This window comes from Fervidicoccus sp. SLHALR4 (assembly GCF_058692745.1).
In genome coordinates, this window is sequence record NZ_CP182483.1 from 1445449 (window position 1) to 1472223 (window position 26775).

Annotated in this window: 25 protein-coding genes; 9 read left to right on the plus strand and 16 right to left on the minus strand. The window is 47.0% G+C overall.

Annotation, left to right across the window (positions count from 1 at the left end; translation table 11 throughout):
• Window positions 1–152: 152 nt before the first annotated feature.
• The 3 genes from ACLGLO_RS07830 to ACLGLO_RS07840 all read right to left on the minus strand — a co-directional run bounded on the left by ACLGLO_RS07830 (window position 153) and on the right by ACLGLO_RS07840 (window position 3233).
• The gene (locus ACLGLO_RS07830) at window positions 153–584 is read right to left on the minus strand and encodes a CBS domain-containing protein (RefSeq protein ID WP_492128330.1); all 432 of its coding nucleotides are present in this window, start codon (window positions 582–584) and stop codon (window positions 153–155) included.
• A 160-nt stretch (window positions 585–744) separates the two neighbouring features.
• Window positions 745–2625 carry a ribosome rescue protein RqcH gene (gene rqcH, locus ACLGLO_RS07835; protein ID WP_492129176.1) on the minus strand — a complete coding sequence of 627 codons (1881 nt, stop codon included), beginning with the start codon at window positions 2623–2625 and terminating at the stop codon, window positions 745–747.
• 20 nt (window positions 2626–2645) lie between these two features.
• A complete protein-coding gene (locus ACLGLO_RS07840; protein ID WP_492128331.1) occupies window positions 2646–3233 on the minus strand; it encodes a class I SAM-dependent methyltransferase in 588 nt (195 codons plus the stop codon).
• 386 nt (window positions 3234–3619) lie between these two features.
• On the opposite strand from ACLGLO_RS07840, the gene ACLGLO_RS07845 reads away from it, so the two are divergent.
• The 3 genes from ACLGLO_RS07845 to ACLGLO_RS07855 all read left to right on the plus strand — a co-directional run bounded on the left by ACLGLO_RS07845 (window position 3620) and on the right by ACLGLO_RS07855 (window position 6224).
• Entirely contained in the window at window positions 3620–4501 is an 882-nt protein-coding gene (locus ACLGLO_RS07845; RefSeq protein ID WP_492128332.1) for a hypothetical protein, read from the plus strand.
• Window positions 4502–4594: 93 nt separating this feature from the next.
• Window positions 4595–4843 (plus strand): LSM domain-containing protein, encoded by a 249-nt coding sequence (locus tag ACLGLO_RS07850; protein ID WP_492128333.1) that lies wholly within the window; start codon window positions 4595–4597, stop codon window positions 4841–4843.
• 166 nt (window positions 4844–5009) lie between these two features.
• Window positions 5010–6224 carry a methionine adenosyltransferase gene (locus ACLGLO_RS07855; protein ID WP_492128334.1) on the plus strand — a complete coding sequence of 405 codons (1215 nt, stop codon included), beginning with the start codon at window positions 5010–5012 and terminating at the stop codon, window positions 6222–6224.
• Here ACLGLO_RS07855 and ACLGLO_RS07860 read toward each other — a convergent pair whose 3' ends face one another.
• Both ACLGLO_RS07860 and ACLGLO_RS07865 read right to left on the minus strand, forming a co-directional pair.
• Complete coding sequence (locus ACLGLO_RS07860) at window positions 6225–8258, minus strand: DUF460 domain-containing protein (RefSeq protein ID WP_492128335.1); 2034 nt, start codon at window positions 8256–8258, stop codon at window positions 6225–6227.
• Window positions 8255–9184 (minus strand): RIO1 family regulatory kinase/ATPase domain-containing protein, encoded by a 930-nt coding sequence (locus tag ACLGLO_RS07865; protein ID WP_492128336.1) that lies wholly within the window; start codon window positions 9182–9184, stop codon window positions 8255–8257. The genes ACLGLO_RS07860 and ACLGLO_RS07865 overlap by 4 nt, the downstream gene beginning before the upstream one ends.
• A gap of 399 nt (window positions 9185–9583) precedes the next feature.
• On the opposite strand from ACLGLO_RS07865, the gene ACLGLO_RS07870 reads away from it, so the two are divergent.
• Window positions 9584–9922: an ArsR/SmtB family transcription factor gene (locus tag ACLGLO_RS07870; protein WP_492128337.1), complete on the plus strand. Its 339-nt coding sequence runs from the start codon at window positions 9584–9586 to the stop codon at window positions 9920–9922.
• A gap of 59 nt (window positions 9923–9981) precedes the next feature.
• On the opposite strand, the gene ACLGLO_RS07875 is transcribed toward ACLGLO_RS07870, so the two are convergent.
• The gene (locus ACLGLO_RS07875) at window positions 9982–10476 is read right to left on the minus strand and encodes an AAA-associated domain-containing protein (protein ID WP_492128338.1); all 495 of its coding nucleotides are present in this window, start codon (window positions 10474–10476) and stop codon (window positions 9982–9984) included.
• Between the two features lie 226 nt (window positions 10477–10702).
• On the opposite strand from ACLGLO_RS07875, the gene ACLGLO_RS07880 reads away from it, so the two are divergent.
• Together ACLGLO_RS07880 and ACLGLO_RS07885 are read left to right on the plus strand one after the other, a co-directional pair.
• Window positions 10703–12247 (plus strand): ABC transporter permease subunit, encoded by a 1545-nt coding sequence (locus ACLGLO_RS07880; protein ID WP_492128339.1) that lies wholly within the window; start codon window positions 10703–10705, stop codon window positions 12245–12247.
• Window positions 12248–12258: 11 nt separating this feature from the next.
• Complete coding sequence (locus tag ACLGLO_RS07885; RefSeq protein WP_492128340.1) at window positions 12259–12999, plus strand: ABC transporter ATP-binding protein; 741 nt, start codon at window positions 12259–12261, stop codon at window positions 12997–12999.
• Window positions 13000–13238: 239 nt separating this feature from the next.
• Here ACLGLO_RS07885 and ACLGLO_RS07890 read toward each other — a convergent pair whose 3' ends face one another.
• The 6 genes from ACLGLO_RS07890 to gcvPA form a co-directional block, all read right to left on the minus strand.
• A complete protein-coding gene (locus ACLGLO_RS07890) occupies window positions 13239–14390 on the minus strand; it encodes a DUF1464 family protein (RefSeq protein WP_492128341.1) in 1152 nt (383 codons plus the stop codon).
• Complete coding sequence (locus ACLGLO_RS07895) at window positions 14347–15198, minus strand: GTP cyclohydrolase, FolE2/MptA family (protein WP_492128342.1); 852 nt, start codon at window positions 15196–15198, stop codon at window positions 14347–14349. Before ACLGLO_RS07895 ends, ACLGLO_RS07890 begins: the two co-directional genes overlap by 44 nt.
• Window positions 15185–15601: a 6-pyruvoyl trahydropterin synthase family protein gene (locus tag ACLGLO_RS07900; RefSeq protein WP_492128343.1), complete on the minus strand. Its 417-nt coding sequence runs from the start codon at window positions 15599–15601 to the stop codon at window positions 15185–15187. Before ACLGLO_RS07900 ends, ACLGLO_RS07895 begins: the two co-directional genes overlap by 14 nt.
• Entirely contained in the window at window positions 15570–16244 is a 675-nt protein-coding gene (locus ACLGLO_RS07905) for a hypothetical protein (RefSeq protein WP_492128344.1), read from the minus strand. The genes ACLGLO_RS07900 and ACLGLO_RS07905 overlap by 32 nt, the downstream gene beginning before the upstream one ends.
• Window positions 16245–16314: 70 nt before the next feature.
• The gene (gcvPB, locus tag ACLGLO_RS07910; protein WP_492128345.1) at window positions 16315–17790 is read right to left on the minus strand and encodes an aminomethyl-transferring glycine dehydrogenase subunit GcvPB; all 1476 of its coding nucleotides are present in this window, start codon (window positions 17788–17790) and stop codon (window positions 16315–16317) included.
• Entirely contained in the window at window positions 17790–19160 is a 1371-nt protein-coding gene (gcvPA, locus tag ACLGLO_RS07915) for an aminomethyl-transferring glycine dehydrogenase subunit GcvPA (RefSeq protein ID WP_492128346.1), read from the minus strand. The genes gcvPB and gcvPA overlap by 1 nt, the downstream gene beginning before the upstream one ends.
• 111 nt (window positions 19161–19271) lie before the next feature.
• On the opposite strand from gcvPA, the gene ACLGLO_RS07920 reads away from it, so the two are divergent.
• The 3 genes from ACLGLO_RS07920 (at window position 19272) to ACLGLO_RS07930 (ending at window position 22125) form a co-directional block, all read left to right on the plus strand.
• On the plus strand, window positions 19272–19718 hold the full coding sequence (locus ACLGLO_RS07920) for a signal peptidase I (protein WP_492128347.1): 447 nt from the start codon (window positions 19272–19274) through the stop codon (window positions 19716–19718).
• A 123-nt stretch (window positions 19719–19841) separates the two neighbouring features.
• A complete protein-coding gene (pyrG, locus tag ACLGLO_RS07925; RefSeq protein WP_492129177.1) occupies window positions 19842–21437 on the plus strand; it encodes a CTP synthase in 1596 nt (531 codons plus the stop codon).
• 82 nt (window positions 21438–21519) lie between these two features.
• The gene (locus ACLGLO_RS07930; protein ID WP_492128348.1) at window positions 21520–22125 is read left to right on the plus strand and encodes a TATA-box-binding protein; all 606 of its coding nucleotides are present in this window, start codon (window positions 21520–21522) and stop codon (window positions 22123–22125) included.
• Window positions 22126–22467: 342 nt separating this feature from the next.
• Here the strand turns inward: ACLGLO_RS07930 and ACLGLO_RS07935 are convergent, their stop codons facing one another.
• The 4 genes from ACLGLO_RS07935 to gcvT all read right to left on the minus strand — a co-directional run bounded on the left by ACLGLO_RS07935 (window position 22468) and on the right by gcvT (window position 26756).
• The gene (locus tag ACLGLO_RS07935) at window positions 22468–23571 is read right to left on the minus strand and encodes an AAA family ATPase (protein ID WP_492129178.1); all 1104 of its coding nucleotides are present in this window, start codon (window positions 23569–23571) and stop codon (window positions 22468–22470) included.
• Between the two features lie 50 nt (window positions 23572–23621).
• Window positions 23622–24533 carry a hypothetical protein gene (locus ACLGLO_RS07940; protein WP_492128349.1) on the minus strand — a complete coding sequence of 304 codons (912 nt, stop codon included), beginning with the start codon at window positions 24531–24533 and terminating at the stop codon, window positions 23622–23624.
• Window positions 24534–24602: 69 nt separating this feature from the next.
• Window positions 24603–25331: a CdvA-like protein gene (locus ACLGLO_RS07945; RefSeq protein WP_492128350.1), complete on the minus strand. Its 729-nt coding sequence runs from the start codon at window positions 25329–25331 to the stop codon at window positions 24603–24605.
• A 312-nt stretch (window positions 25332–25643) separates the two neighbouring features.
• Window positions 25644–26756: a glycine cleavage system aminomethyltransferase GcvT gene (gcvT, locus tag ACLGLO_RS07950; RefSeq protein WP_492128351.1), complete on the minus strand. Its 1113-nt coding sequence runs from the start codon at window positions 26754–26756 to the stop codon at window positions 25644–25646.
• Window positions 26757–26775 lie beyond the last annotated feature (19 nt).

Here is a 26775-nt window from a genome sequence, read left to right on the forward strand (position 1 = left end):
TGTATAGTTTGGTTTATGGCAGCGCGAGGAATTTTCCTACAGGGAATTAAGATCTCCGCTGCGTTGAAATCCCATACAAGCATGCTGAACTTAGTTTCGTGAGACAATTCTTTTTGCCACTTTTGAACCGCGAAACGAGAGATAAAAATGCTTCACTTCGATCTCTTCTTCTTTATCCGCAAGAGCTGAAGATACTCTGGTGCCAGAGAGATTATATCACCCTCTGCGATAATCCCAATGGCCCTTCCACCTTTTACAACCGGGAGGTGGCCTATTCTCTTCTGCTGCATGATCGATGCGGCTTCTTCAACGAGCGTCCCAGATTCAACATACACAACAGGGGACGTCATTATGTCTTTAGCCCTAAGCTGAGATGGGTTGCGCTTCATTTTTAGGACTTTCGTGATCAGATCTCTTTCGGTTATTATTCCCAGCAACACTCCCTTTTCGTTAACAATAACCACACTGCCTACTTCGTTTTCCAGCATAAGATCGACAATTTTGTCGAGAGGGTCATCGGGATATGCAGTAATCAAGTTGGAGCTCATCAACTCATCCACAGTAACTCCTTTGGTTTGCACCACGCCAGTACACCACATGATTTTATAGATATCTATCCTAATTATGTTTATAAGTTTCACTTTAATTCAGAGCGTGAACGGATATCTACCAGGCCAATGATAGAGAAGTCATTGCGATCAAAATCATGAAAGGTTTTCTCGTTTACAAATGAAAGCACAGTGTTCAGGTATGAGAAGATGGCAGAGGAAATACTCTGCACTTTCCAGGCAGAATAAGCTTTATATCTTCCGACAGTGGGCCTAGATCCATTCCATTCTTCTTTCCTATTGCTATGAGCTTCTTCAACGCCTCCTCTGGAGGCTGTTCCCCAGGAACTATGTATGCCACGGGGATGGAGTTCTTTTTTGCGGATTCCTCAGAACCTACAAAGGGCCTCAGAGAACCATCCTCCATCTGCTGGATACCTATGTACAGAATCAGTCTCACACCTTTTACATAGTTCTTCTGCCCATAAATCATGAAGCTGCCTTTGCTCAGATATTCCCCTGAGGGTGGCGAGAGGGAAACCTGATTCCCTTTTACCCAGAAAACATCTACGGAAGGCAGACCTAGGCTCCATGCTTTAGAGTAGGATGCCGCTATAACTGCTGCATCATAGATGTCCTCTTCTGAGGGGGTCTTGCCCTCACTCAGCAAGACTGTTGAAGGTGCTCCGTGGATATCCGCGTGGAGATAAATGTCTTCCTCTTTCAGGTACTTCCTCACAATGGTCATGTTCTGCTGCAGCTCCCTTCCAGCAATTACTAAGAAACCGCTCCTTGTGAAGCTCCACCTGAACCTTTCATACCAGCTTTTTTTCCTGTAGGCGGCCTTCATCAGCTCCAATTTCTGCAGTCTTTTTTCGGACTCATCCTTCAATCTGCTCCTCAGCTCAGCGAGATGCTGCTTGGCGCTCTCCGCCTTCTTCTTCAGCTTCTTTGCCTCCTCAAACATTTCCTGTATGAAGCTGTAGGGATCCCGGTTGATCGGAATATCTGCTTCCTTCCCATCAATTTTGATAGTTGCTTTTCCTTTGCTGGCATCTATTTTGACTATATTCGGACAGTGCTCTGCGATCCCCTCCCAACCGAACTTCTCTCTCGCATCCTCAATGCATCTCCTCAGCTCCCTCAGATCTTCCAACCTGCTCATCAGCACTTTAGCCTGTTCGTACAGCTCGACTGCTCTCTTTTCGTTCTGTTCAATTTCTCTCTCCACTTCCTGGATCAATTTTGAAAGCCTGACTTCTTCCTCGCTCATCTTCCCTTCCATTGATGATGATATCTTGAAGTAGAAGTCATCGACTGCATCATTGAATCTTTCATATGCAACCACCTCATCCTCGCTGTCCGCTATGGTTGGCTGGAAGGGGTGAAAGGATAATGGAACACCGCCTCTCAGTACAACAAAGCCCCCTTTCTTGCCTGCTTCGCTCACTATCTGCATTACTTCCCGGCACTTTTCTTCGGGAGAGCTTTTTCCTCTTCTCTCAGCCTCAATGAGCAGCTCGGGAGGAATGCCGAGCTCTCTCGATATAGAGGCTTCGCTGCCTCCTTTCGCCCTTTCGATGCATTCCTCAACCGAAGGGGGTTTAGCAATGATGGGTGGAAGAGAATATGCTCGTCCTCTCTTTATCTCTCTATCTTTCATGCTCTTGAATTCTGTCGCCTGGACTATTCTCCCATCCGTATCGACTAAAACGATCTCGCCTCTGGGAAGAATTTCGGCGTAAATCGAAAAGCCGTTCCTGAAGCTGATCTTGACTATCCTGTCGAAGCCTATCTGCTCCACTCTATCGATTATCTCCTCTCTCAGATGCTTTCTGAAGGAAAGGGCAGTCAGGCTGGGAGATTCAGGATGCTCGATTGGAAACCTCGTCAGGTATATTCTCCTTCCTGGTTCTATCAATAGGTATTTGTATTCGTCTATCTTGAGCTTAAATAGCGCTACTTTTTGATCGCTTGCGAAGTAAATGTTCTGAACTCTAGCTCCGCTCAGTTTTCCTGAATTCTCCTCGATCCAGGCCTTTATATCGACCGAAGTCATTGCTTTTTTCTGCTGCACAGACAATGCGATTTGCACCGCTAAACGTTTTTTTCGAATGTGTATATGTAGTCCTTATCTGTTTCTCCCATGAGGTTATATTTTTCTAAACTGCTCTTCACAAATTTCTTCAGCAGGCTGAAGACTCCGCCTCTTTTCACTACTTTTTCCATTCCTCTTATACCAACTATCTCGGAGTCCAATAGCGTGAACACAGTGAAGGAAACCCCGTAATCAAATGAAAGTTCCCTGAACGGTAGCCTAGAAGCATCTCCCCTCACCAGGTCCAGCCTACTAGAAATTTCATCATCTTGCAATATTTTCGAGATCCCTGCTTCCATCATTTTTTCGCTGATGTCCAGCCCTACTATGTAGGTTAGTTTCTTTATCGTCCCGTACGAGCTCAAAAATCTTTCAAACAGCAGAGTGCCGCAACCTATATCCACAATTTTTCCGCTCATTTTCGTTATGAATTTCCAGGCAGCAAGATATTTTAAGCCTTGCTCATCCTGATAAAGCTCATCATAACCATCAGCAGTAGCATCATACTTCAGCATTATTACCCTTGTTGGTGCCAGCGACTTTTCATCCGAGAGTACTCTCTGTTCGTCCTCTTTTTCCCATTGCATCCAACATCCCTCAGAACCATTGCGAATTTTCCACCTTGTTCTCTCTATACACAAGAGCTCACGGACTCATGGCCTCAATATGCCGCATCAGCAAGAGATCGAACAGCTAATTAGCCGTTTCACGCAGACCATGCAGCTCATTTGCACCTGACTGGTATATTCTTTTTGAGGAAAATATTTTTGCGCTATAAATTAGTTGCGAGAGGTCAAACACGCATGAATGAGTTATTGTGAAAAAATGTAGCACCAGCAGGAATTTTTCAATATTGGTGCTCAGGAGGCTTCGATTTTTCACAGCTGCTTAATTGAGCGAAAAAGCGATAAAAACAATATAATGGTTGCAGAAAAATATTGATTGCCAGGCGAAACAGCAGGCGGGCGCAAAAATGCTGAAGAACAAATTGTCTTTTCCAGCATCCGACAGCACTGGAGTCAGATCCATGGCCAACTTCTTCACAGCTGGGGATGGAATCAAAATTGCTATAGACCCCGGAGCTGCACTTGCACCCAAAAGGTACGGCCTCCCCCCTCACCAGCTCGAAATAGAAGAGCTGGAGAAGAGATTGGGGCTGATAGAGGAAGGCCTGGAAGACTCAAATGTCGTGCTGATAACCCACTATCACAGAGATCACTATCCGTTTGAAGATTTTCTCATCGATTCTCTCAAAGGCAAGACAGTCGTTATGAAGCATCCTGAAATCGAAATAAACTACAGCCAGAAGCTGAGGGGAATGATGTTTCTCAGGGAGCTGAAGAAGCGAGGAGTTGTGCCGATCGTGTCAAACAGCATAGAGATGAGATTTGAGGACCTGAAGATAGTCATGGATGGATTGATGTGGCATGGGGAGCCGCAAACGATGCTTGGGAAGGTCGCTTTTTTCTACATAGAAGATGGCGAAGACAGCTACTACTTCGCCTCAGACTCGCAAGGTCCAATTGATCCGGAAGGAGTAGCAAAGATCTGCCGTAGGAGGCCGTCCTTGTTGTACATAAGCGGACCTCCAGTTTACTTGAGCAAGGAGGAGAGCGGTGCTTCATCGTCTGGATTGAAGAATTTGGAAGCGATGATTAGAGAAAAGTGCTTCAATGAGCTCATAGTCGACCATCACTTCGCCAGGGAATATGGCTATCATTCCAGAATAGAGACGCTGAACGATATCGGGAGAAAGTATGGAGTGAGAGTTTACGATGTGCCTGACTTCACCGGAGTTGAGAGGAGACCGCTGGAGTCAATGCGCAATTTCCTTTATAAGGAAGAGGATGAATGAAGACGATGAGATTTAACTTAATAAACTCATAAGCAAAAAGCTTAATATTGTAGGTTGATACTATACGAATCGCAAAAGAAGGTGCTCAAACTGATGTCTTCAAAGATACAACTGCCCTTGAAGTACCTTCAGGAAGCAAAAGGAAACAATGTGCTTGTAAAGCTGAAGGATGGTGGAGAGTACATTGGAGAGCTCGACTTCAGCGATGCAACGATGAATGTCATCCTGAAGAACTGCACTGAGGTCAAGGAGAGGACGGAAGAGCCAAAGGCCAAATACGGAACAATATTGATAAGAGGAAGTCAAATACTTTTCATTAGCATTGACTACAAGAAGTACTGACTTTTGTGCCCAAAAATCAGTAATTTTGCCAAAAAAGATCGAGGTCAATTTTCGGCATTGTTTGATTTTTACGACGATTGAGAAATTCTAGTCTATCAAAAAAAATATTTAAATTGTCCTATTATATGCGATTCTTAAGGTTTCGAATGTAGCGCGGTGAAGAGCTATGGCAAAGAACATATTCGTTGAGGAAGTGAACTGGCAGATACCTGAATCGATGGAGATAGAGCTAGTTGAAAGGAAGGGGGTCGGACACCCCGATTACATAGCTGACTCGGCCTCCGAGGAAGCCAGCCTCGCCCTTTCGGAATACTACCAGAAGAACTACGGCAGGGTTCTCCACCACAACCTGGACAAAGTCCTGTTGGTGGGAGGGCAGTCATCTCCTAAGTTCGGAGGAGGGAAGGTCAATCAGCCGATCTATATAATAGTTTCCGGGAGGGCGACAACTTCCGTCAATATAGGAGGCACTATAGAGGAAGTCCCGGTAGGAACTATAGTCGTGAAGGCTGTCAAGAATTGGATTTCGAGAAACCTCAGATATTTGAATCCTGAAGAGCATGTCATTGTGGACTACAAGATCGGCAAGGGCTCTGAAGACTTGAGGGGAATTTTCGACTACGAAGAAAAGATATTGGCAAATGACACGAGCTTCGGCGTTGGTTTCTACCCCCTCACGACCCTGGAAAACCTCGTTTTGAATACTGAGAGATACTTGAACAGCAGAGACTTCAAGAAAAGAGTGCCAGAGCTCGGGGAAGATGTTAAGGTCATGGGGTTGAGGAAGAACAACGAGATAGATCTGACGATCGCAGGAGCTATAATCAGCTCACTCGTCCACTCACCTGAGGAATACCTCGAAGTGAAGAGGAAAGTCAAAGAGGAAGTTGAGAATCTAGCTTCAGAAATTGCTCCAAACCACAAAGTTAGGATACACTTCAATACCGGGGACCTTCCAGAAAAGGGCAAATTCTATCTCACGGTTACGGGAACGAGTGCTGAGCATGGAGATGATGGAGCTACTGGAAGGGGGAACAGAGCGAATGGTTTAATCACCCCCATGAGGCCGATGAGCCTGGAGGCAACCGCTGGAAAGAACCCTGTCAATCACGTTGGAAAAATCTACAATGTATTAGCATTTGTGGCAAGCAGGAGGATTTATGAAGAGCTGGATGCAGATGTCCACATCAGCATTCAAATTCTCTCGCAGATCGGGAGGCCAATAGATGAGCCGCTGGCCGCTTCAATAAAGCTGACACCCACCAAGGGGAGCATCACGAGCGAAATGAAGGAAATAGCGAGATCAATTGTGGATGAGGAGCTCACCAATATTAGAAAATACACAGACCTAATCCTCAGCAGAAAGATAACTCTATTCTAGCTAGAATATTTTTTTAGAGTGGGCTTTGAGCCTCTCCTCTTTGTATTTTTCAATCATCGAGAAAATTCTAGCTCTTTCCTTTTCTTCGAGCGCCTTTCGCAGATTTTCTCTCATTTTTCTGGCTTCATCGTATATCAATGCTGATATAAAGAGAATATCGCCGTATCTGTAGGATTCAAAGCCTTCAATGCTGAGGAGCGGGATCCCTTTGCTTTCAAGCAACGAAGCGAGTCCTTTCCTGGATACGGGGCCGCGAATGAGAATTGCTGCTATGTCCTTTTCAGCTAATTCCTCGACTGCCTCGCTCTGGTAGGAATCTGGATTTTCCAGGAAAACTAGCCTATCTTTCGCGTAAAGTATCCCTCCAATATTGCCTCTCGTTAGGCTCGGGATGCAGTATGCTATTGTCATTTCTCCCTGCAGAACTCTCTCGACATTTCTGTAGAGCTCATTATATTCAACTTGAAGGGCCTCAATCGCTTTCTCTTTTTCCTTGAGCATCCTTTCTGCTTCTGCCAGAGCAGCCTTGATTCTGTGCAACTCCCTAGTGAAGTAGTCTTCCCTGTCTAGCTGAAGTATGTTCTTCTTGTAAAGTTCCAGCTCCTTCTCCTTCCTTGCCAGCTCTCTCTCTAGGCTCTCTATTTTGATCATCAAAAGCATGTTCTCCTTTCTGAGTGCTTCTACTGCCTCCCGCCCAGTTTTATCCTCCTCTCTCCTGCTCTCTCCAGGCAACACGAGCTTGATGCTCTGCTTCGCTGATTCAAGGTATTCTCTGAGCTCCTCTTCTACCGATTCGGCAAGAGATTTTCCCTCTATGATTTTCTTCTTGATTCTATCTGGAGACAAGTTGAGTCCGGTCTTCTGAAGATAGGCGTTCACCTCTTCGAGCTTCTTTGAAAATGCTCTGTAAGCCATGTATGCTGCAGCATATGCATCCCTCACGTGGGCATCGTAATCGAGCAGTTCGCCTCGCTTCTTCGCTTCTTCCGAGATCGCCCTCTTCTCCTCGACCGAGAGCACTCTGTCCGGAGAGTAGATCTCGGCCCCGAACTTGGATGCTATCTTTTTCACGTTTTCCGGAACTGGAAAGACGTCTGTGGCAACGACTATCGGCTTGCCCAGCTTCTCAATCATTTCTATTACTTCGCTGGTCCCTATCTTCTGCCAGGAACCGCTGTATACCGATCTCCCGTCAATATCGAGAACAGCGATTCCGTAGGTCATCCCTGGATCTATTCCAACTATAAGGGGCCTCGCGCTCCTGCTCTTCTCCTCCAGGCGAAGCTTGATCTTATATTCAGACTTGATCTCTATGCTGACGCTCGTTCCAATCTTGGGCCTTATTATTCCTTCCAGCGACTCCCTCGGAGCAAAGACTGTGAAAGTTGCACCGTCTAAACCGCCTCCAGATTTTCTGTATAGCAGTTCATAGTCGAACCCGTTAGAATCGAGAGATTCCTTTATGTCATTCACTATCTGGAGAACAGCAGTCCTTACTTTTCTCCTGTACCTGTTGCTGCTCATGCCTCCAGCGCTGAGGTTTCTGTTCTTCCTCACGATGATTTTGGTCCGAGCCTCTTTCTTTATGGCCTCTTCTCCAACGCCCTTTGATGCAAGCAGAGAGAGATAATAAGCGGTCCTCGATGGTGTGAGCTGGCCTGTGTAGATCCCGAGATCCCTGAGCATTCCCCTGAAGTCTTTGAGCTGGTTTTCGCTCAAATTTACCTGATATATCTCAGTCCTCTCTGGAAGCAGGGAAACGAACTTCCCAAGCTCAATTTTGCTTTCTGCGAGCTCCATGATATTGTCTACAGCTAATCTGACTACATTCCACTCCCAGCAGAGCCTGATGATCCTCTCGAGGCCTATATCATCGTATTTTGCTATTAGCTTGCCTCCGCAGAGGAGAGAAACGGAATAGGTCTTCCTATTCTTCTCATATTTGAAGAGGTCTACTCCCAAATAGCATTCATCGCTCTGGTTAGCTGGAGGAGAGCCTTTGCTGTCCTTCTCAGAAGTTGCCATCTCTTTCATTTCCCTTCTGTTTTTTTGGAGGAAGCACTACTGCACTCTATATTGTAACTGTCGGTTATTATTTTTTCATATTCCGCTGAGCAGTCTATTTCCAACTCGAACCTCCTGTTGAAGTATCTCGAAACGTAGCAGATATCTCTCCTGAGCGCTTCAGCGGCCCCGCTCGATTCTTTTGTTATGTACTGAGGCCAGTCAATGATGATAGGCTCTTCATCCAACGACCTGATCATTATGTTGTATTCACTGAGATCTCCGTGGATGATGCCAGCACACTTGTAAGCAACTGCCACAGCATCAAGAACTCTGTAAAAAGTTCTCATTGGGTCTGAAAGCGTGGAAATCCTGTACAGCTCCAATCCTTCGATGAACTCAGTTACAACAGCATTCCTATTGTAGCCAACGGGTCTCGGGACATTCTCGGTAAACTGGGAAAGGATGGTTAAAGCCCTGTACTCTCTAGCGGCATTTTTCTTCGATTCAATCAACCAGTTCGCAACAATTCCCTTATGAATGTGGTGTCTGACTCTAACCAGCTTTTTGAAGCTCTCCTTACCGACCATGTGAAGCTTAAGGCTGATCCTCTCTCCCGTCGTTGAAAGGGCTTCATATATGTCGCTCTCCTTTCCAACTCCTATCCTGTCCCCTACTGCTTCTATTATTCCTCTGTCAACGAGGGATTTCAAGGAGAGGATGCTTAGTCCTAAGTAGGTCAGCCTGTATCCCACGTTGCTGCCGATCCTCCTCTTTATCAAGGAAAGAGAAACCAATGTTTCCAGGAGCTCTTCCAATCTTCCGGGGGGGAGCTTCATTCTGGAAGCGATAATTCCCTGAGGAAGATATTCATATTTTGACAGGTGAGAGTCGATAAGCCTGAGAACTTTGAATCCCTCCTTGGGAACTTTTTTATATACTTCACCAAGGTTCAAACCGAGCACCTTACTTCAACTATTCGATTGAAGCTCTTAAAAAGGAGTATCTTCTAGAAGCAGTGAATGTATTTCACCCAAACTCTACTTAATTATTGCCCCTTCAGGCGAAAAAGACAAAGGAAAGGCATATGAACTGGATTCCTTCGTGACATTGCGTTGATTTTCCAAAGAAATAAGGTTAACTGGAGCTTTTGATTTAGAAATAAAAAATATGTTAATTATTGTATATTGTGTTTAATTATTAAAAACAATCTTTAGCGATGTCTCTTTTTAAAAATTATTGCTAAAAGTGTAAGGAAATTTGTACAATATGGAACGTAATACGTTATGTTGACGATTCTAAAGAAAAGTTAATAAACATTAGAATAAAATTTTTTATTAGAAAGGGTGATTAAAGTGGAAGTCAAAAAAACTAAAGAAGATGAAGAAATTGTTGGAAAGCAAGGGATTATCGAAAAAGACGGAACTCTATATGTCAGTGGAGATGAGTACATTGTAAGGGTAGCGTCCGCGCTGGCTAACTCCACCCGCCTCTACATATTGAAGTACATTAAGGAGCACGAGTCAGATGTTGGAGAGATAGCTGACCTCATAAAACAGAGCAAGGCCAATGCCAGCGCCCAGATAAAAAAGCTTGAAGAAGCCGGACTTTTGAAAACCACGTACAAGCCAGGGCAGAGAGGCGTGAAGAAGATAACTGTGAGCAACATAAAGAGAATAGTGATTTATCTATAAGTCCTTTTCTAGTCATTACATACTATTACTATTAAATAGTTTTTATAGCAAATAGCAACTCATTTTATTATGAGAACGCCTTCCTCATGATCCCAGCTGCCTAGCTCTGCGTAGTAAATCCACTGCATCACGCATCTGAATGCTCTGCTCAGCTCACTTTCACTGTAATATTTTCCCAGGATCTCGTAGATTTCCTCTTCGCTCACCGAACTTTCTTCATTCTGCTTTGCCCTCTCGATCAGGTCAGATATTGGGTGAATTTTCATAACGTTGCTTTTCAAGATCTGCTTCAGCTCTCTCAAGTGGGTTCTTGAAGCCTTCAAACCTAGATCGGTGAGTACAATGTCTCCGTCTTTGTATGTTATCAGGCCGAAGATTTCCGATATGTCAATAGCGTGAGTCAATACATCGATGTCGACATCAGTCACATCGTTTATGAAAGATGCATCCGCTTTTCCGCCGAGGCTGTAGAGTGTTTCTATCAAGCCAACAACGTGGTCGAGGCTTATGCATTTAGGAGATACTGGAAGAACGTACGCTCTCCCTTCGTTCAACTTATGGCTTCATCCTCCAACCAAATTAAAAGGCTAACAACCTCTTTAAAGTTTTCTGAATAAAGCTTTTTTATAGAGCAAGATCAGCTTATCATTCGAAACAGCTCATTGCGAAGGCGGCATGCCCCTAAAATTGAGCCAATGAAGCAAGCCTAAAAAAGCATGAAGGCTTAAAAAGGTTTTAAATCAGCGTTATCACACGTTAAAGGGGGAATGGGGTAAAAGCTTGGAGATAATATCAGCAGTGCTGCAGAGCGCTTTCAGGTTGTTCGCTGCCTATATCTTTTCCGTAATAGCAGCTCTGCTCATTGGAATACCCATGGGGAGAAACGAAAAGTTCGAGAAAGTAATGTATCCGTTAATTGATATCCTTCAATCAGTCCCCATCTTGGGATTCTTTCCCCTCATAATTTACGCTTTCGTTCAAACACTTCCGCTTTCAGTAGGTCTGCAACTAGCATCGATATTTCTCATATTTACGAGTCAAGCATGGAATCTCATTCTTGGTGTTTACGCCAGCGTGAAGTTCATTCCATCGTATATTTTGGATGTGGCTGATGTGTACAGATTCAATCTCTTGACGAGAATTACAAAAATTTACATACCGGCAGCGGTGCCGGCCATTGCAAAGAACTCAATAATATCGTGGGCCGGCGGACTTTTCTTTCTGATTTCATCCGAAATAATAGTCATGGGCTCAACGAACTACATGCTTGAAGGAATAGGAACTTATGTTCAGCTCGGACTCGATTCTGGCAACCTGTGGCAGGTAGCTATAGGGATCATATCAGTTTTGGTTTTATCCATGGTGACTTACATTTTCATTTGGAATCCCTTCTACGTTATAGCCTTACCAACTGGTTTAGGTGGAGAGTTCGTTCCGAAAATCGATATGCCTTTCAAGAAAGCATGGGGATTCTTAGCCTGGTCTCTGGGAGCCTTCAGCGATTTCCTGATAAAGACAGCAGGCAGATCTTACAAGAGCAAAAAAGCAACTAAGAAAGGCGGGAAAGCGGCAGCGATTTCAATCCTTTCAATTCTGCTTCTGATTGCTGCAGTCATCATCGCAGGAAAAGTGCCCAAACTAGAAGTCAACATAAACAGGGAAAGGTTGCTACCTTTATCCATCCAGGCACTTGAGGGTATATCGTTTTCTCTGGTGAGAGTAGCGGCTGTGCTGATTGGAGGATTCTTCGTTGTAGTCTTTGTTTCTTATCTGCTCTATGAAAGGAAAGCTCTGTATAGAAAGCTTTTCGTTCTTTCAGGAGAGCTCCTCTCCTCCATTCCAGCCTCTCTCTGGTGGCCGATTTTCATAGTCCTGCTTGAAAGAGGCTTTCCCGCCGTTTTGGTGTCCCTTCTGATAATATTCCAGGGAGCCATTTGGTACATATTCTTCAATATAGCTTTGACAGGCGTTGGTCCAGTGGAGCACAACCTGATGGAAATGGCTAAGATATACAGAATCAAGGGAAGATACAAGTTCCTGAACATATATGTGCCCATGCTGACTCCATACGTCCTCTCAGGCATGTCATCAGCTTGGGGAGGAGCGTGGAACGCCACAATAGTTGCGGAATACGCCAACTTGGGAAGCCAGCTGATCACATTTTTTGGCATAGGGTATTTGATCTCAAATGCGACAGTTACCGGTGACAGCGAAGCTCTTGCTGTATACATAATAACCCTTACAGCTTTCATTGTTGTACTGAACAGAACGCTCTGGGCTTGGCTCTATTCATACAGCAGAAAGAAGTACCATCTGATAGAATGAGGGGGAATTCTATGAGCGATGTTCTGATATCGCTGAGGGGGATATCCAAAGAGTTTGTCTCGCAGAACAGCGTCATAAGGGTAATAGATAGTATCACGCTGGATATCAAAAAGGAATTCCTCGTCATTCTTGGTCCGTCTGGTTGCGGGAAGTCTACCCTCCTCAGAATCATTGCTGGTGTGGAGAAATACAGCAGAGGGGAAATAATATATGCTGAGGGCAGGATCCCGAAGATGGGATTCGTGTTCCAGTTTCCTTCTCTCCTTCCATGGATGAGCGTGATCGAAAATGTTGCGTTGCCTCTTAAAAACATGGGTTACAGCAGGGAAGAGGCTGAACAGACGGCCAAGAGGTACTTATCGCTAGTAGGCTTGAGCGGTTTCGAAGAACTCTATCCGCACGAGCTGAGCGGCGGAATGAGGCAGAGGGTCAACTTCGCAAGGGCACTTGCAATCCAGCCAGAGATACTTCTTATGGATGAGCCATTCTCGAGCCTCGATCCGCTTACAGCTGAAACCCTGAGAGCGGAGATCCTCGACATATGGCTCTCGGGCATAACCCCTCTGAAAGGGATCGTTATGGTTACGCATGCTGTCGATGAGGCTATCTTCTTGGCTGACAGAATCGTCATTCTCACTCCGAGACCAAGCAGAATAGCCAAAGAAATAAAGGTTGATCTGCCCAGACCGAGAAACAGAAGATCCCCTGAGTTCGAAAAAATGGAAGACCTCGTGTATTCGTTTGTCAGCTGAGAAAAAGTTGGGGGAAAGAGCCCTTTTTCCCTGTTTGTGGCGGGCCCGCCGGGATTTGAACCCGGGACCTACGGGTTAAGAGCCTCGGCGGACTTCGCCCGATACCCCCAGTTATCTTGGATGATCTAGGCTAGATTATATAATTTTCGTCCTCAGGAACAGCTTATCGAGGGGCTTTCTCTGGGCAGTAAAGCCTCTCAGTAACAGGAAAAGATTGGAACTCATACAATTTGAAAAGTTCAGTATAAGATTTCGTGAACCTTGTCAGCTTTGATGCTCTTCCTGTAAGCTTCTAAATGCCTGCTAACTGCTTCTCTCAGCGACGGAAGATAGATGTGGTCCATCACTGTGCCTTTAGCTTTCATAAGCATCATTGAGTTGAAGAGGGGTGCGTACCTTCCGCCTGAAATAGCGTCGCCAATCATGGCCATGCCCTGAGCAGCTTCTTTCGAAGTCCTTGCGCCTTTTAGCTTTGGTCTTGCAAGAAAGAACTTTATTCCGAGCTCTTCCTCCATAAGCTTCAGTAGCTCAGGGCCCGCCCACCTGCCGCTTGCAACGATAAGTTCATTTCCGGAGAATCCAAGATAGGCCAGCCCAGAACGAATTGAAAGTATCATTGCTTTGAGATATGAAGAGCACTCGATCGATTTTTCCCCTGTAAGCAGGTCGCTCATTGATTCTGCTGAGCATATGCTCCCCACACCACCAACCCACACAGAATTCCTTTTCCACCTTCCAGAAACCACAACTTCCAAGTCGAGGGGGCCTGGAGTCAGGAAGCCCGGGCCGAGAGAGGTTCCCCCGAGGCCCCCAGCAATCTTCGATTCCCTCACAGAAATTAGAGCATTGTAGCCGAATCCGAGCTCCAGAAGAAAGAAATCCCTTCTGGTGCCTCTATGCTCAGTTTCATTGTACAGAATATATGAGGCGAGAAAAGCTGAAGCGAGCTTGTCAGCTGTTCCAAGATCGATCTTGTTTATCTTGTAGCTCAAGTCCACCGTCTGAAGCTGCTTAACTGATGGTATGTAGCACACATTCATCCTCTTCTTCCAGAGCTCCACAACCAGACGGTAGAGGGCTCTGTACACCGCAAAGCCCAAGTCTTCGGTTCTCTGCTTAAGCTTGTTAAGGCTTGTCAGGAGGAGAACTTCTGAAGCGAAAAGTTTGGGTTCGATGATGTCGTCATTGCATATGTAGGGAGCCCCGTATCCTGAAGGACCCACTATCAAGTCGACCTCTCTCTCCAGCCTACTGAGCTCTTCGGTCAGCCTGTCTGGCCTCGATGCCACTTCTTCCGTTGGAACGGAGCTCTCCCAAGCGACTTCTCCGTTGTCCAGCAAAACTAGGTCAAAGCTCTTTGTTCCGGGATCTATTCCTAAGCTCCTCACCACTGAGAACAACCTCTGCAAAGACGTTGTATGGGTGGATCGACTCGTAGCTTTCAACATTTACTTTTATCCTGTTAGATTTTATGCCAGGAGCGCTTCTCGAGACCCTCCACGATATGACTCGAGCTAAATCCTCTGCAAAGAGGGGGTTGTTGATTGCTTTTTTGATTGCTTCCTTCTCTTCGTCTCTCGATAGGGAAATTTCAAGCCTGCCTGAGAAGGAAGACTCTGCTATTTCCACAAGCTCAATAGCATCTTTGAATGAGAAGGAAGAGTCCCCTTCAAGAACAATTCTAGCAGTTGCCCTCTGCATGTGGGTTGGGGTGAGCTCCCACTCCGTTTTCTCGTAGAATCTGAAGACTTCCTTCGCGCAGGGGCACGACGTGTTTCCTTCGACCTCAACGGAAATCTCCCATTTTTCCGTTCCAGATCTATATCTCTTGATCCTGAAGGAAACGGGGATCATCTGACCATTTCGGGGAATGGCTATCTCAGCCTCGGTTTCCGCATAGCTTGAAGGAGGATGAACGAGCACTGCCCTGTTCGATATCCTCGTCAAAAGGTCTTCCAAGGCAAGACAGCCTCTCTCGGCCTCGGCGATAACGGAATTTGCTAGCCTTGAGAGGTGCACTCCTTTTCTATCCTCAGGAAGATCCACATGTACACTGAGCTTAATGGGGTAGCTTCTGCATTCTTCACCGATCTTTATGCTGGCTTCAATATAGAGGCCTTTTATTCCAGCAGCATTCACCGGGATCCTTATCTCGGGTGGGTCCTCATGGATATCTGGAGAAAGCTTAGTGAAGGTCATCTGTGCTCACTTCAACGTAATTGTTCTTCCCTTCGTAGAGCCTGACGGTTATCCTTCCAGGTATCTTCTCCTTCAGTTTTTCCAGTATAGATAGGGCAATATATTCTGTTGTGGCGTGCGGGTAGTTTATGGTTTTCAAATCTGCTCTGAAGAAGCCCTGGAGCTTCGTCTGCTCTGCATGAGAGGCTGGAATTATAAATTTGTGGTCAAACTCCAAAGCAACTTCCCTCACTCTCCTCTTCAGCTCTGAGAAGTCCATTACCATTCCTGTTCTCTCGTTCAGCTCTCCCTCCACTTCAACCTCCAGCTCGAAGGTGTGCCCGTGGAGAGACTCACACTTGCCTTCGGATTCCAGTGTATAGTGAGAAGCATCAAAAGTCACTCCCTTTACTCCAACTTTCATCTTCTTTTACCTCCCAAGGGAATTTCGAGCACTCTATGCCTTTTGAAAGAGGCAATATGACTCTTTCATCAGTGCACGAAAGCCATTCTATTATATTCTTACCTATCCAGAATTTTCTCTCCCTCAGATCAGATGGCATCGAGCTTCCTGAGGGGTAAGCTCTTTCCCCCACAGCATATACCAGAATCTTCCTTGCTCCAAAGAAGAGGGAAGCAAAGACCGCTCTGTCTCCATCTGTGAACCCGCCGAAATTGAAAAAAGGAGGGGCCGGGTCTGTTTGAACCGTATAGATAACGCTGGCACCGTTTTTTTCAAAATACTCTATGGACTTGCCAGCAAGCTCAATGTTGTCGCCGTGGAGGTGAGCAATAATGAGGGGGATCCCCCTCGTTTTTTCTATACCAGCCTTCCAGATCCCGTCGAGATCTGTGACCAGAACGTGCGGAGGCTTTTTGAGCTTGTCCGCAGCATAAAACGCGGCAGCATCGGCTGCGACCACCCTTTCAACATCTAAGCTTTCGAGCAAACTCAGCTCTGAACCTGCCCCCAACACAGCTGTTTCTCTTCCCTCCAAAAGCTCATAGCCTTTCTCCAAGGCTTCGGAGTTCAGCCTCACTAGCCCAGAAAAGAGCCTGGAAGGCAACTCATCGGCTCGAAAGTTCAGGGGAAGCACTAATCTGATCCATGCATATATTCTCTTCCAGCTTTCAGGCTCAAATCTTTTCATCAAGGGTCTTCGCACCGAATAGTATTGATGGCTTCATTGTCTGAGGATGGTTAGCCTTCACTAGGTCGAGCCTCTTCGAAGATGTAGCTGTCGGGATGGATTTCAATTTCGAGGGATCCTTCTTCGAGATCTCGACGAACTCCCTCATCTTTTCGGCATATTCCTCCACAACTTCTCTGGATTCAGTCTCGGTGAACTCGAACATCATAGCCTCCTCTACTATCAGTGGGAAATACACCGTTGGAGCGTGGAGCCCGTTCTCCAGCAGGAACTTAGCAGCATCCTCGGCTGTCACTCCATACTTCTCAGTGAGCTTCTTCAGTGAAATGACAGCTTCATGCTTCCTGAATCTATCCTTTCCGTAGGGGACTTCAATTCCTTCGACGTTCTTTATGAGAGAGAGGAAGTAGTTGGTGTTCAGAGTAGAGTGGACAGAGACTTTCCAGACATCTTCGCCGTATCCCAGGAGGAATGAGTATGCGTAGATCATCCCAGGCAGGTTTCCAGGAGAGCCCAGCAGGCTTCCGATGCTTTTTTCAGGCTTAGATAGCCTGTATTCCCCACCTCTGCTTTCTACAACAAATCCTGGCAGATATTTAGCTAGCTCGCCCCTAGCGCACAGAACACCTGCTCCTGGACCTCCTCCCCCGTGAGGGGCAGAGAATGTCTTGTGAAGGTTCAGGTGAACTATATCGAAGCCCATGTCCCCTGGCCTGGCTATTCCAAGTATTCCGTTGAGGTTCGCTCCATCATAATAGAGGAGCCCTCCCGATGAATGTATGAGCTTTTCTATCTCAAGTATTTCTTCCTCGAATACGCCCAGCGTGTTTGGGTTGGTCAGCATGAGCCCCGCAGTTCTGTTGCCTACTACAGCCCTCAGGGCTTCGATATCGACGTTGCCTCTTTCATTCGTTTGAACTCGAACCACCCTGAAGCCCCCCATCGCCGAGCTGGCCGGATTGCTTCCGTGGGCGCTGTCTGGAACAATCATTTCATCTCTCTGCTCTTCCCCGCGATCTCTGTGGTATGCCTTTATCATCAGAACTCCTCCAAGCTCTCCCGAGGCTCCCGCAGGAGGCTGCAGGCTGCAGGCATCCATTCCAGTGACCTCTTTCAACCAGTACTGGAGCTCATGCATTATCTTCAAAATTCCCTGCGCAATGCCCTGCTGAATGAGCTGTGGATGCAGATCGCGGATGTTCTCCGACTGCAGGGCCCTAGCGGCGACTCTGGGATTGTACTTCATTGTGCATGAGCCGAGAGGGACTGGACCGACATCGATGCCATAGGACATCTGAGTGAGCCTTGTGAAGTGCCTGATGACTTCGAGCTCGCTCAAATTAGGCAATTCAAGCCTGCTCCTCTTGATTTTTTGCGGCAGATCTACTTCAAGTGCTGGGGCTTCCTTTCCCCTCTTCTCGAAGAGGAGCTTCTCTTCCCACTTCGCCTGCCTGAAGGCCATCACAGCACACCCTCCTTGAGCGCTGTTTCAAGCGCTCTCAGATCTTCATAACTGTGGACTTCAGTCGCACAGGATATGAGCCCGCTTTGGTAGACCGAAAAAGGCAGGATGTTTGAGCGATGGATTATTCTCTTCTGCGCTTCCTTCGCGTCGGTGCCAGAAGGCAGAAAGAACTTCACGTTCTTGTAGTGCTTCGCTTTTGGATAGACGATCTCGGCTCCTATTCTGCTCAGCATCCTCTTGAGCACATCCGTCTTCTCCAGAATCTCAATGCCTTCCTTTCTGAGACCATATTCCCCCTTTACAGCGAGGTTGACGAGAGCTGCTATGGAATTCAGCGATGAGCCAGTAGTGATGTTCGATGTAGCCTTCTCCCTCCTGATATGCTGCTCCCTCGTCTGGAGGATCATCACGTACCCCCTCCTCCCATCTGAATCAACGGTCTCTCCTATCAGCCTGCCCGGTAGGTTCCTTATAAGCTCCCTATCGTCTCTGATTCCCAGGATCCCAACGAGCATTCCTCCACCATATATGGGAAGCCCCAGAGACTGGCCTTCTCCCACAACGATATCTGCTCCGAGCTCCCCAGGAGGGGCCAAAATTCCCAGCGATGAGGGATCGGAAAAGACAATGGCTAGAGAGCCCGATGCATGCGCTTCCTGAACCATTTCCTGCGCAGATGTTCTGATGGCGCCGCTGTTTGATGGGTGGTCTATCACAACAGCTGCAGCTTTTTCTTCTCTGAACATTGATGCAGCTTCGGCCGTAAGCTCTCCTGTTTCTCTATCAAGTTCGTACTCCACCATTTTTATCTGATGGCCCTGAAAATAGGTTCTCATGACTTCCTTGTATTCATCGAATAGGGAATCTGGAACCAGTATTTTCTTGACCTTCTTAACTCGAACAGCCATGAGGGAAGCTTCCGCCAAGGCAGTCGCGCCATCGTACATTCCGGCATTGACGATTTCAACCCCATAGAGGATGGACATTGCGCTTTGATACTCGTAGAGCATCTGCAGCAGGCCTTGGGAGATTTCCGGCTGATAGGGCGTGTAGGCAGTGAGCAGCTCGCCTCTTGAAATTATGGCGTCAACGATCGGATGCGTGTAGTGAGGAGCTACGGGGCCGCCGGCAAAGTTTCTGTTCAGAGGTATGTGTGGGGATCTTTCGAGGGAAGAAGAAATTTCTCTCTCGATCTCGGAAGATGCTAAAGGCTTTCCCCTTCCAACTGAAAGCTTTCTCTTCAAAATGAGCTCCCGAGGTATATCGGAAAACAGCTCCATGTAATCTTTCACGCCTATTGCTTCGAGCATCTTCTGCAGGGTTTCCCGGCTATCGTTCGGTATCCATGGGTGTCCGATTTCTTCCAATTCTATACCACCATCGGGTTGGTTAATTTAATAATAAAGAAGTTAATTTGAGTTAACAAAAATAGTTTAATATATGCTGTTTCCTTCAGAGTGTGCTGAAGTGAAGGAGAAATGGCGTACATAACAAAAAAGGATGTTGCCGTGCTGGCAGTGCTCATTGCTTTGGTTCTTATGACGAGGCCCATTCTGTCATTCGCCACTGGAACAGAAGCTCCAATCGCGGTTGTAAAGGGCAACAGCATGCTTCCACTGCTCAGAGAGGGAGACATCGTTTTTCTATACCGGGCGTCGCCTCAGGACATAAAAGTTGGAGACATAGTCGTTTACAAGAGCATTTATGGGGGATACATAATTCACAGAGTGGTGAAAATAGTGAATGAGACGGATGTCCTCTACTTCGTTACAAAAGGAGACAACAACCCAATAGATGACAGTGCTCTCGGCCAGTTCGTAGAAGGCCCGGGGATAACATATGACAGGATAATCGGGGTGGTCTGGTCTCCAATGAACAGGACTTTTGTGATACCTGTAATAGGGATAGTCTCTCTAATTCTCTAAAAATCGAAGATTTTCCGGTCAAAGCATTCAAGAAAGCAACTCATTCTGCGAAGAGTCCGCTCGGCTTCAGAGAGATCATCGTTAAAATCCGCTTTCTGCAACCTTTTAGAGGGCATGATAAAATTGCGGAAGTTCGTCTTTGTAACCGGCGGTGTCATGTCCGGAATAGGAAAGGGGATAACGACGGCAAGTTTAGCCATGCTGGTCTCGAGAATGGGCTACTCCGTAACAGTCATAAAAATAGATCCCTACATAAACGTCGATGCGGGCACGATGAATCCCTACATGCACGGGGAGGTTTTCGTCACTGAGGACGGCGGGGAAACGGATCTCGATCTTGGTCACTACGAGAGGTTCCTGGGGAAAAATCTGACGAAGGAAAACAACATAACGACAGGGAAGATCTACGGCAGCGTAATTGAGAAGGAGAGGAAGGGGGAATATCTTGGACAGACGGTGCAGATAATCCCGCACATCACCGATGAGATTAAGAGGCAGATATTGAACGTTTCAGAGAAGGATGGAAGCGATGTCACCTTCGTAGAGATAGGGGGGACGGTTGGTGATATAGAGGGGCTTCCCTTTCTCGAAGCTGCCAGGCAGATGATGATAGACTACGGCAAGGAAAACGTTGCCTATGTCCACACAGCATATCTTCCGGTTCTTCCAACCACTGGAGAGGTCAAGACCAAGCCCCTCCAGCACAGCGTTAATGAGCTCAGGAGGATCGGAATTCAGCCAGACATGATAGTCGGCAGGAGCCCCGTTGAACTTTCTCCTGAGATAAAGAGAAAGATATCCATGTTCACGAATGTGCCGGAGAGGGGGATAATAAGCGCTCATGATGCCCAGCTGGTTTACGAAGTCCCCCTGATAATCGAGGAGCAGGGGGCAAGCAGATACCTCACAGAGAAGGTAGGTTTGTCCTTCTCAGAGCCAAAGTTAGATGATTGGAGGGAATTCATTCGAAAGTACAAAGAAGCGAAGAGGGAAGTCCGCATTGCTATGGTGGGAAAGTACACATCGCTCCACGACAGCTACCTGAGCATCAAAGAAGCCTTAACTCACTCCTCCGCTGCCCTTGGAGCCCGACCAATTCTCAAATGGATCGAGGCAACCGATATAGAGGAAGGCAGGCTGAAGGTGGAAGACGCCCTTTCGGACGTTCAAGGAGCTGTCATTCTTCCAGGGTTCGGAAAGAGGGGCAGCGAGGGGAAGATCGCTGCAATAAGGTATCTGAGGGAGAACAATGTCCCCCTGCTAGGTATCTGCTTCGGACTTCAGCTCTCAGTGGTTGAGTTTGCCCGGAACGTACTTGGACTGAAGGATGCGAACAGCACCGAGCTGGATCCCCACACACCTCATCCTGTGGTATCACTTCTGGAAGAGCAGAAGGGAGTTGATAGGCTCGGCGGAACGATGAGGCTAGGCAGCTATCCAATCATAATAGAGAGAGGCACGAGGGCCCACAAAATATACGGAAGAGAGGAGATCGGAGAGAGGCACCGCCACAGGTACGAGGTAAACCCAGCATACATTGACAAGTTCATTGATGCGGGGCTGACCATCTCCGGCTGGAGTAAGGAGGGGAGGAGAGTGGAAATAATAGAGTACAATGAAAACAGATTTTTCTTCGCGACGCAGTTTCATCCGGAGTTCAAGAGCAGGCCGCTGCTTCCGTCTCCACCCTTCCTCGAATTCGTGAGATCGATCTTGTAGGGCCTATTTAAATGAGTTTATAAACCGCATACTTTAAAATTGAGTTCTAGCTATATAAATCACTTGTCAGGTGCGTCTTAGAATGCCTGCTAAAGCCAAGAGCGGTTCTCCCACTTACAAGATCGAAAACATTGTTGCAACAGTCACAATAGACCAGACACTGGACCTTCATGAAATCGAGAGGAGGGTCCCAAGGGTTGAGTACAATCCAGACCAGTTCCCCGGACTGGTTTTCAGGCTAGACAGGCCCAAGATAACAGCGCTCATTTTCAAATCGGGGAAAATGGTCGTAACTGGCTCGAAGAGCACGAACGAACTGATAAATTCAGTCAGGAGGATCATAAAGACATTTGCGAATCACGGAATAAGCATTTCACACCAAGCTAAAGTTCAGATACAAAATATAGTTGCTTCCGGAAACCTCAACGTTGGGGTGAATCTAGAAGAGGCTGCATACAAGCTGGAGAATGTAATGTATGAACCAGAGCAGTTTCCGGGTCTGATCTACAGAATGACAGATCCATATGTGGTTCTGCTGATCTTCAGCAGCGGAAAGATGGTGATAACAGGGGCGAAGAGAGAAGAAGAAGTGGACATGGCTGTCAAAAACATCTACAAGACTCTTTCCGAACTTGACTGCCTCGTAGTGGAAGAGAAGCAGGCGGAACCGTCGGAGGAGTTCTTCTGAGAGGACAAAAATTTTTAACTGCTGAAATTATAAGAACCGGCGAGGGCCCGTGGCTCAGCCTGGTAGAGCGGCGGAGGCCGGAGCCCGATACCCCTTTACTTTTTCTGATATCATCTTCTGAGGCAACCGCTCTGGATGCTGAGAGCTTTTCATATTGATTGTTAGATTCGCCAAATTGAGGATGCTCTCGCTATGAAAAAACGCGGGAGGACTCAGATACCCCAGAGGGGCTCATCGCACAGCTCGCTCGGCATGACTCTCATCATCGCTCAATATTTCGATAAGCACACTGTGTAATATGTTTGTCTGAGAAGGTTTTTGAATTGAAAAACAGTAGTGCGATCAAAGAGCCTTGAACTTCTCGAACCAGGCCTCGTACCTTTTGACGTAGAGGGGGTCAACGCTGGGCTTCCTTATCTTCAATATCTCGAGGAAGTCCTCCATGCTGATGCTTCTCGGCTCTCCGATTCCCTGACTCTTCTCGAAGAACTCCCTTATGACCTTCAAGTGAGCCGCCTGAATAACGTCTCTGATGTCGCTGGCTGTGTAGCCATCGGTGAGATCAACCAGCTTAGCTATATCCACATCTGCTGAGAGGGAGAGGTTCTTTGTGTAGAGCTTGAAGAGCTGCTCTCTCGCCTCTCTGTCTGGAAGAGGTATGAAGATCCTCTTGTTGAACCTCCTTATGAACGCCTCATCCAGCTGCCACGGCTTGTTGGTAGCCCCAATAACATATATGTGGAGCTTTTTGTCTTTATCTTGAAGACCGTCCATTTCTTTGAGGAACTGGTTTCTTACCCTGACTTCGCCTCCGATTTCGCCCGAGAAGGTTCCAAGAAGCGCATCGATCTCATCGATGAATATGATGACCGGAGATCCTTCCTCGTTCTTCTCTCTGGCGAACTTGAATATCCTGCTGACGTTTTTCTCCGCTTCACCTAGCCATTTAGACATTATGCTGGCGGCATCTGCATAGATGAAGTACCCGTTTATTTCGTTGGCTACAGCGGCTGCCAGCATAGTCTTTCCGCATCCTGGAGGGCCGAAGAGGAGGATCCCCCTCGGCCACCCGAGGGGGAAGAGATCCGGTCTCTTTATAGGATATATTATTGCCTCTGTAATGGCCTGCTTCGCATCCTTCAGATCAGCTATGTCCTCGAACTTCACGTTGGGCTTCTGCGTGAGGACAACATCTTCGAGTATGTCCTTCTTTTCGGAAGCTTTTCCTCTTCCGCTCCCCACAGCTTCTGCCTCATTCTGCAGCTGCTGGATCCTCTTCTCATAGCTCTTTATGGTTTCTAAGTATGTAGATATGAGGGGGCTGTCCGGGTACATGCGGACGATCTTAGTAAGTATCTCTATTGCCTTTCTGTAGTTCTGAATCGCAGCGTCGTAGTCCCCATCCTTGTCGGCAGCCACAGCAGCCCTGGCGTACCTCGTCGCCATTTCCTGAAGATAGGGGAACGCCAAAAAAGACACCTCGGTTCAAAAATGCGCTACTTCCTCCCGGACGAAGAAATCGTTATTTTGCCCTTTTTGCTGAGGTTGTACAGTACTTCGTATACCTTCTCTTTATCTATTCCCAGCCTGGCTGAGATTTCTGATACTATAACCTTGCCGCCGCTTCTCTTGATTTCTTCCAGCACTGCGTTTTCAAGCTGCTCATCTGTTGCGCTTCTGTTAATTACTACTGGAACTTGAACTGTCGGTTTTTGAGGCTGAGCAGGTTTTTCTTGGTTCTGGAGAGATATAGCTGCCCTCAGCCTCTCGGGCTCTGGAAGCTCGGCCTCCACGCTGCTGTCTGCCTGCTTCCAGGCTTCCTTCAGAATGTTTTCTACATCTTCATTAACGATGAAGTTGTGGCTGGCGTTGTACTGGTTGCCCGAAGTTGTTGTGAGCATTATATCGGTGATAATCCTGTTGATCTCGTCGAGAGTTTCGCCGGCTTTCGGGAATATCGTTGATATTTCGTTCTTCACTCCGTTGAGCATGTTAGTAACGGGACCCAACACCATCTGGAAGTCGTGGATGTCCTTGACTGTCTGCAGCCTCTGTATCACTCTCTCAAAGCTTATCTTTGCGAATCTAATTGCCTTGAGGAAGCTTCTGAGCTCGTATACTTCTTCAGCATATACTTTTCCTAGGTTCTGGTATGCCCTCTTTTCATCCTCCCTGGTCGTCGAGTTGACCATCTTCATGTTCTCAATTATCCTTGAGAACAGCTCGTCTATTCTCTTCTTTGTCCTGTATTCCAGCTCCTCAAACCTGTCTTGCTCGTTTTTGAGCCTGACCATTATGTCCTGGACCATCTCTTCCCAGTCTGGCCTCTTCGCTGTAGTCCCTCCGAACAGGCTTTTGAACCACCCGAGCAGTCCTCTCTTCTCCTCTCTATCTGCTACTGAAGACATATTCGCACCCTCTCACTCCCCCTCTGGGGAAATGATTATCGTGTTTTTAAGCGGTCCTGCTGAAGCACATCAGCTCTGCGAAACGGCCTGAGCCTGGTCGTGGATCTCCACCACGATCGGCTGCTCAGCTGATTTAGTAGCCTCTGGCTGTGAAGGCAGAGCCTCCTTCAGCACCGCATCTATGTCTAGATTCTGAGTTTCCAGCTTCCCTATGAGGTCCAGGATCCTCTTCGCCTCGTTCTTTTCCTCCAAATTCCTGTCCTTGTTCTGCCTGAGAATGTCTGCAGCTGGCTTGTATCCCCTCTCACTGATCTCTCCTGCTATATAGCTCATTTTGAGAGCTGTTATGGCCTTCTCAATCTCAACTACCTGGTCCTCAAGTTCGCCTATCCTTTTCCTTATCATGTCCTTAGCTTCATTTGCGTCTTTTTTCAGGACATCGAGGTCCTTGGAGACCTGATTTTTAAATTCCTCGTATGCGCTTCTTGCTATCTCTCCTTTCGCGTAGAGATCATCTAGGGCCTTCGCTCTCCTTCTCGCTCTCTCCAGCCTTTCGATAACTCTCATCGCATTGTACTTCCATTCGGGAAGCAGGACCACCTCATCCTTCTGAACCAGTATTCTGTCGGCAGGAACAGTTTTGAAGTACGCGTCCCCGAAGAGGATTTCGACCGCCTTCACGTTACCATCAATATCACTGTAGAGGCTCGCTAGAGAGCCGATTACCCTCTGATAGGGATCTTTGACCTTCTGTCCGATGAATTTATCCAGAGCATCCACAGTGTAGTTTGTGACCATTATCGCTCACTCCATACGACGTCTCTATTATACAATCAATAGAGGAAGCGTTTAAAAGGGAGCAGACACAGGTTTATCTCGACCCAGGCTTTCGATAGTTCGGAATTAGCGATCCCATTTCTAACTTATCGAAGCTGAAATGCTGTTGATAAAGCTGCAAAGAAATTTTATCGATGAAGCTCTTCCAACCGTTTAGAAAAGATGGTGAAGCGCAAGACGGGAGCGCCTGGGCTCTATGGATCAAAAATCGAAAAGAAAGAACCTTTCTGATTGATCAAAAAAGAAAACCATTTTCCGTGCCTATGAAAGCTCTCACTTCTTTATCAATGGAAAGTCCTCGATCTTAGCTTCTCCTGTCCTCCCCTTTCCATCTGAAATTTCTACAGTATCTCCTGTTATGGCATATCTGCTGTCTATATAGCCTTGAGCTATTCCTCTGTTGAGGATTGGACTGAAATTTCCACTGGTTATCCAGCCGACGTGGATCCCGTCTATATATATTCCATATCCCTTTCTGGGGATGAATCTCGCCCAGTCCTTCTTCATGACAAAGCCATATCGTAGCCACCTAGCCCCTTCTCTCCTGCAGGCCCTGAGAACGCTTTCCCCAATGAATCCGCTCTTTTCCCAATCTATTGCTCCCATTCCGTATCGTAAAGAAGTTGCGCAAGGGAAGAGCCGCGGGTCTTCTCCATACTCGTTCCCTCCTAAGACGAAGCCCATCTCCATTCTGAGGGAATCCCTCGCTGCTATTCCAACAGGTTTGGCCCCCGCGCTTACCAACTTTCTGAAAACCTCAATCGAAGCTTCAGTTCTCACCCATACTTCATATCCATCCTCACCCGTCCACCCGCTCCTGCTTAGCAAGAAGATCCCCTCATCTTTTGCCTCTTCAAAAACTCTGAACTCCAGAGGCTCCAGCTCGCCGGCGTATTTTATTCCGGCCCTCTCGAGGACTTCCCTGCTCTTTGGCCCCTGAACAGCGAACAGAGCATACCTCATGGTAATATCTTCAACCCTCGCATCAAGCTCTCTGACATTCACTATCCATTTCAGGTGTTCAATCATCCTTTCCTTGAAGGCGGCGTTCGTGACCAGAAGGAAATCTCCTGTGCCGAGCCTGTATGCCATTTCATCATCGATGACTCTGGCAGACTCGTTCAGTGCCAGTGTTGGGCCGCTCATCCGTCCTTCTCTGGTCTTGCCTATCCTTTTTGTGAAAGCTGCTTCCAGCAGATTCAGCGCATCGCTTCCCGAGATTTTCAGCCTCCCCATGTGGGTAATATCGAAGATCCCGACATCCCTCCTGACAGTCAGGTGCTCTTCTATGACAGAGCCGTAGTTCATGGGAACATTCCAGCCGGCGAACTCGCCGAAGCTAGCACCCAGCTCTTCGTGAAGCTTTTTGAGAGGAGATTCAAGCATTTTCATCACTGCTATAACT

What these genes read in the sequence shown, in the direction of transcription:
- ACLGLO_RS07945 (WP_492128350.1), bottom strand. Translation starts at nt 25,331, where the DNA reads ATGGTCACAAACTACACTGTGGATGCTCTGGATAAATTCATCGGACAG.
- ACLGLO_RS07840 (WP_492128331.1), bottom strand. Translation starts at nt 3,233, where the DNA reads ATGCAATGGGAAAAAGAGGACGAACAGAGAGTACTCTCGGATGAAAAG.
- ACLGLO_RS07860 (WP_492128335.1), bottom strand. Translation starts at nt 8,258, where the DNA reads ATGAAAGAGATGGCAACTTCTGAGAAGGACAGCAAAGGCTCTCCTCCA.
- ACLGLO_RS07850 (WP_492128333.1), top strand. Translation starts at nt 4,595, where the DNA reads ATGTCTTCAAAGATACAACTGCCCTTGAAGTACCTTCAGGAAGCAAAA.
- ACLGLO_RS07885 (WP_492128340.1), top strand. Translation starts at nt 12,259, where the DNA reads ATGAGCGATGTTCTGATATCGCTGAGGGGGATATCCAAAGAGTTTGTC.
- ACLGLO_RS07855 (WP_492128334.1), top strand. Translation starts at nt 5,010, where the DNA reads ATGGCAAAGAACATATTCGTTGAGGAAGTGAACTGGCAGATACCTGAA.
- ACLGLO_RS07920 (WP_492128347.1), top strand. Translation starts at nt 19,272, where the DNA reads ATGGCGTACATAACAAAAAAGGATGTTGCCGTGCTGGCAGTGCTCATT.
- gcvPB (WP_492128345.1), bottom strand. Translation starts at nt 17,790, where the DNA reads ATGGCCTTCAGGCAGGCGAAGTGGGAAGAGAAGCTCCTCTTCGAGAAG.
- ACLGLO_RS07940 (WP_492128349.1), bottom strand. Translation starts at nt 24,533, where the DNA reads ATGTCTTCAGTAGCAGATAGAGAGGAGAAGAGAGGACTGCTCGGGTGG.
- ACLGLO_RS07900 (WP_492128343.1), bottom strand. Translation starts at nt 15,601, where the DNA reads ATGAAAGTTGGAGTAAAGGGAGTGACTTTTGATGCTTCTCACTATACA.
- ACLGLO_RS07930 (WP_492128348.1), top strand. Translation starts at nt 21,520, where the DNA reads ATGCCTGCTAAAGCCAAGAGCGGTTCTCCCACTTACAAGATCGAAAAC.
- ACLGLO_RS07845 (WP_492128332.1), top strand. Translation starts at nt 3,620, where the DNA reads ATGCTGAAGAACAAATTGTCTTTTCCAGCATCCGACAGCACTGGAGTC.
- gcvT (WP_492128351.1), bottom strand. Translation starts at nt 26,756, where the DNA reads ATGCTTGAATCTCCTCTCAAAAAGCTTCACGAAGAGCTGGGTGCTAGC.
- ACLGLO_RS07895 (WP_492128342.1), bottom strand. Translation starts at nt 15,198, where the DNA reads ATGACCTTCACTAAGCTTTCTCCAGATATCCATGAGGACCCACCCGAG.
- ACLGLO_RS07935 (WP_492129178.1), bottom strand. Translation starts at nt 23,571, where the DNA reads ATGGCGACGAGGTACGCCAGGGCTGCTGTGGCTGCCGACAAGGATGGG.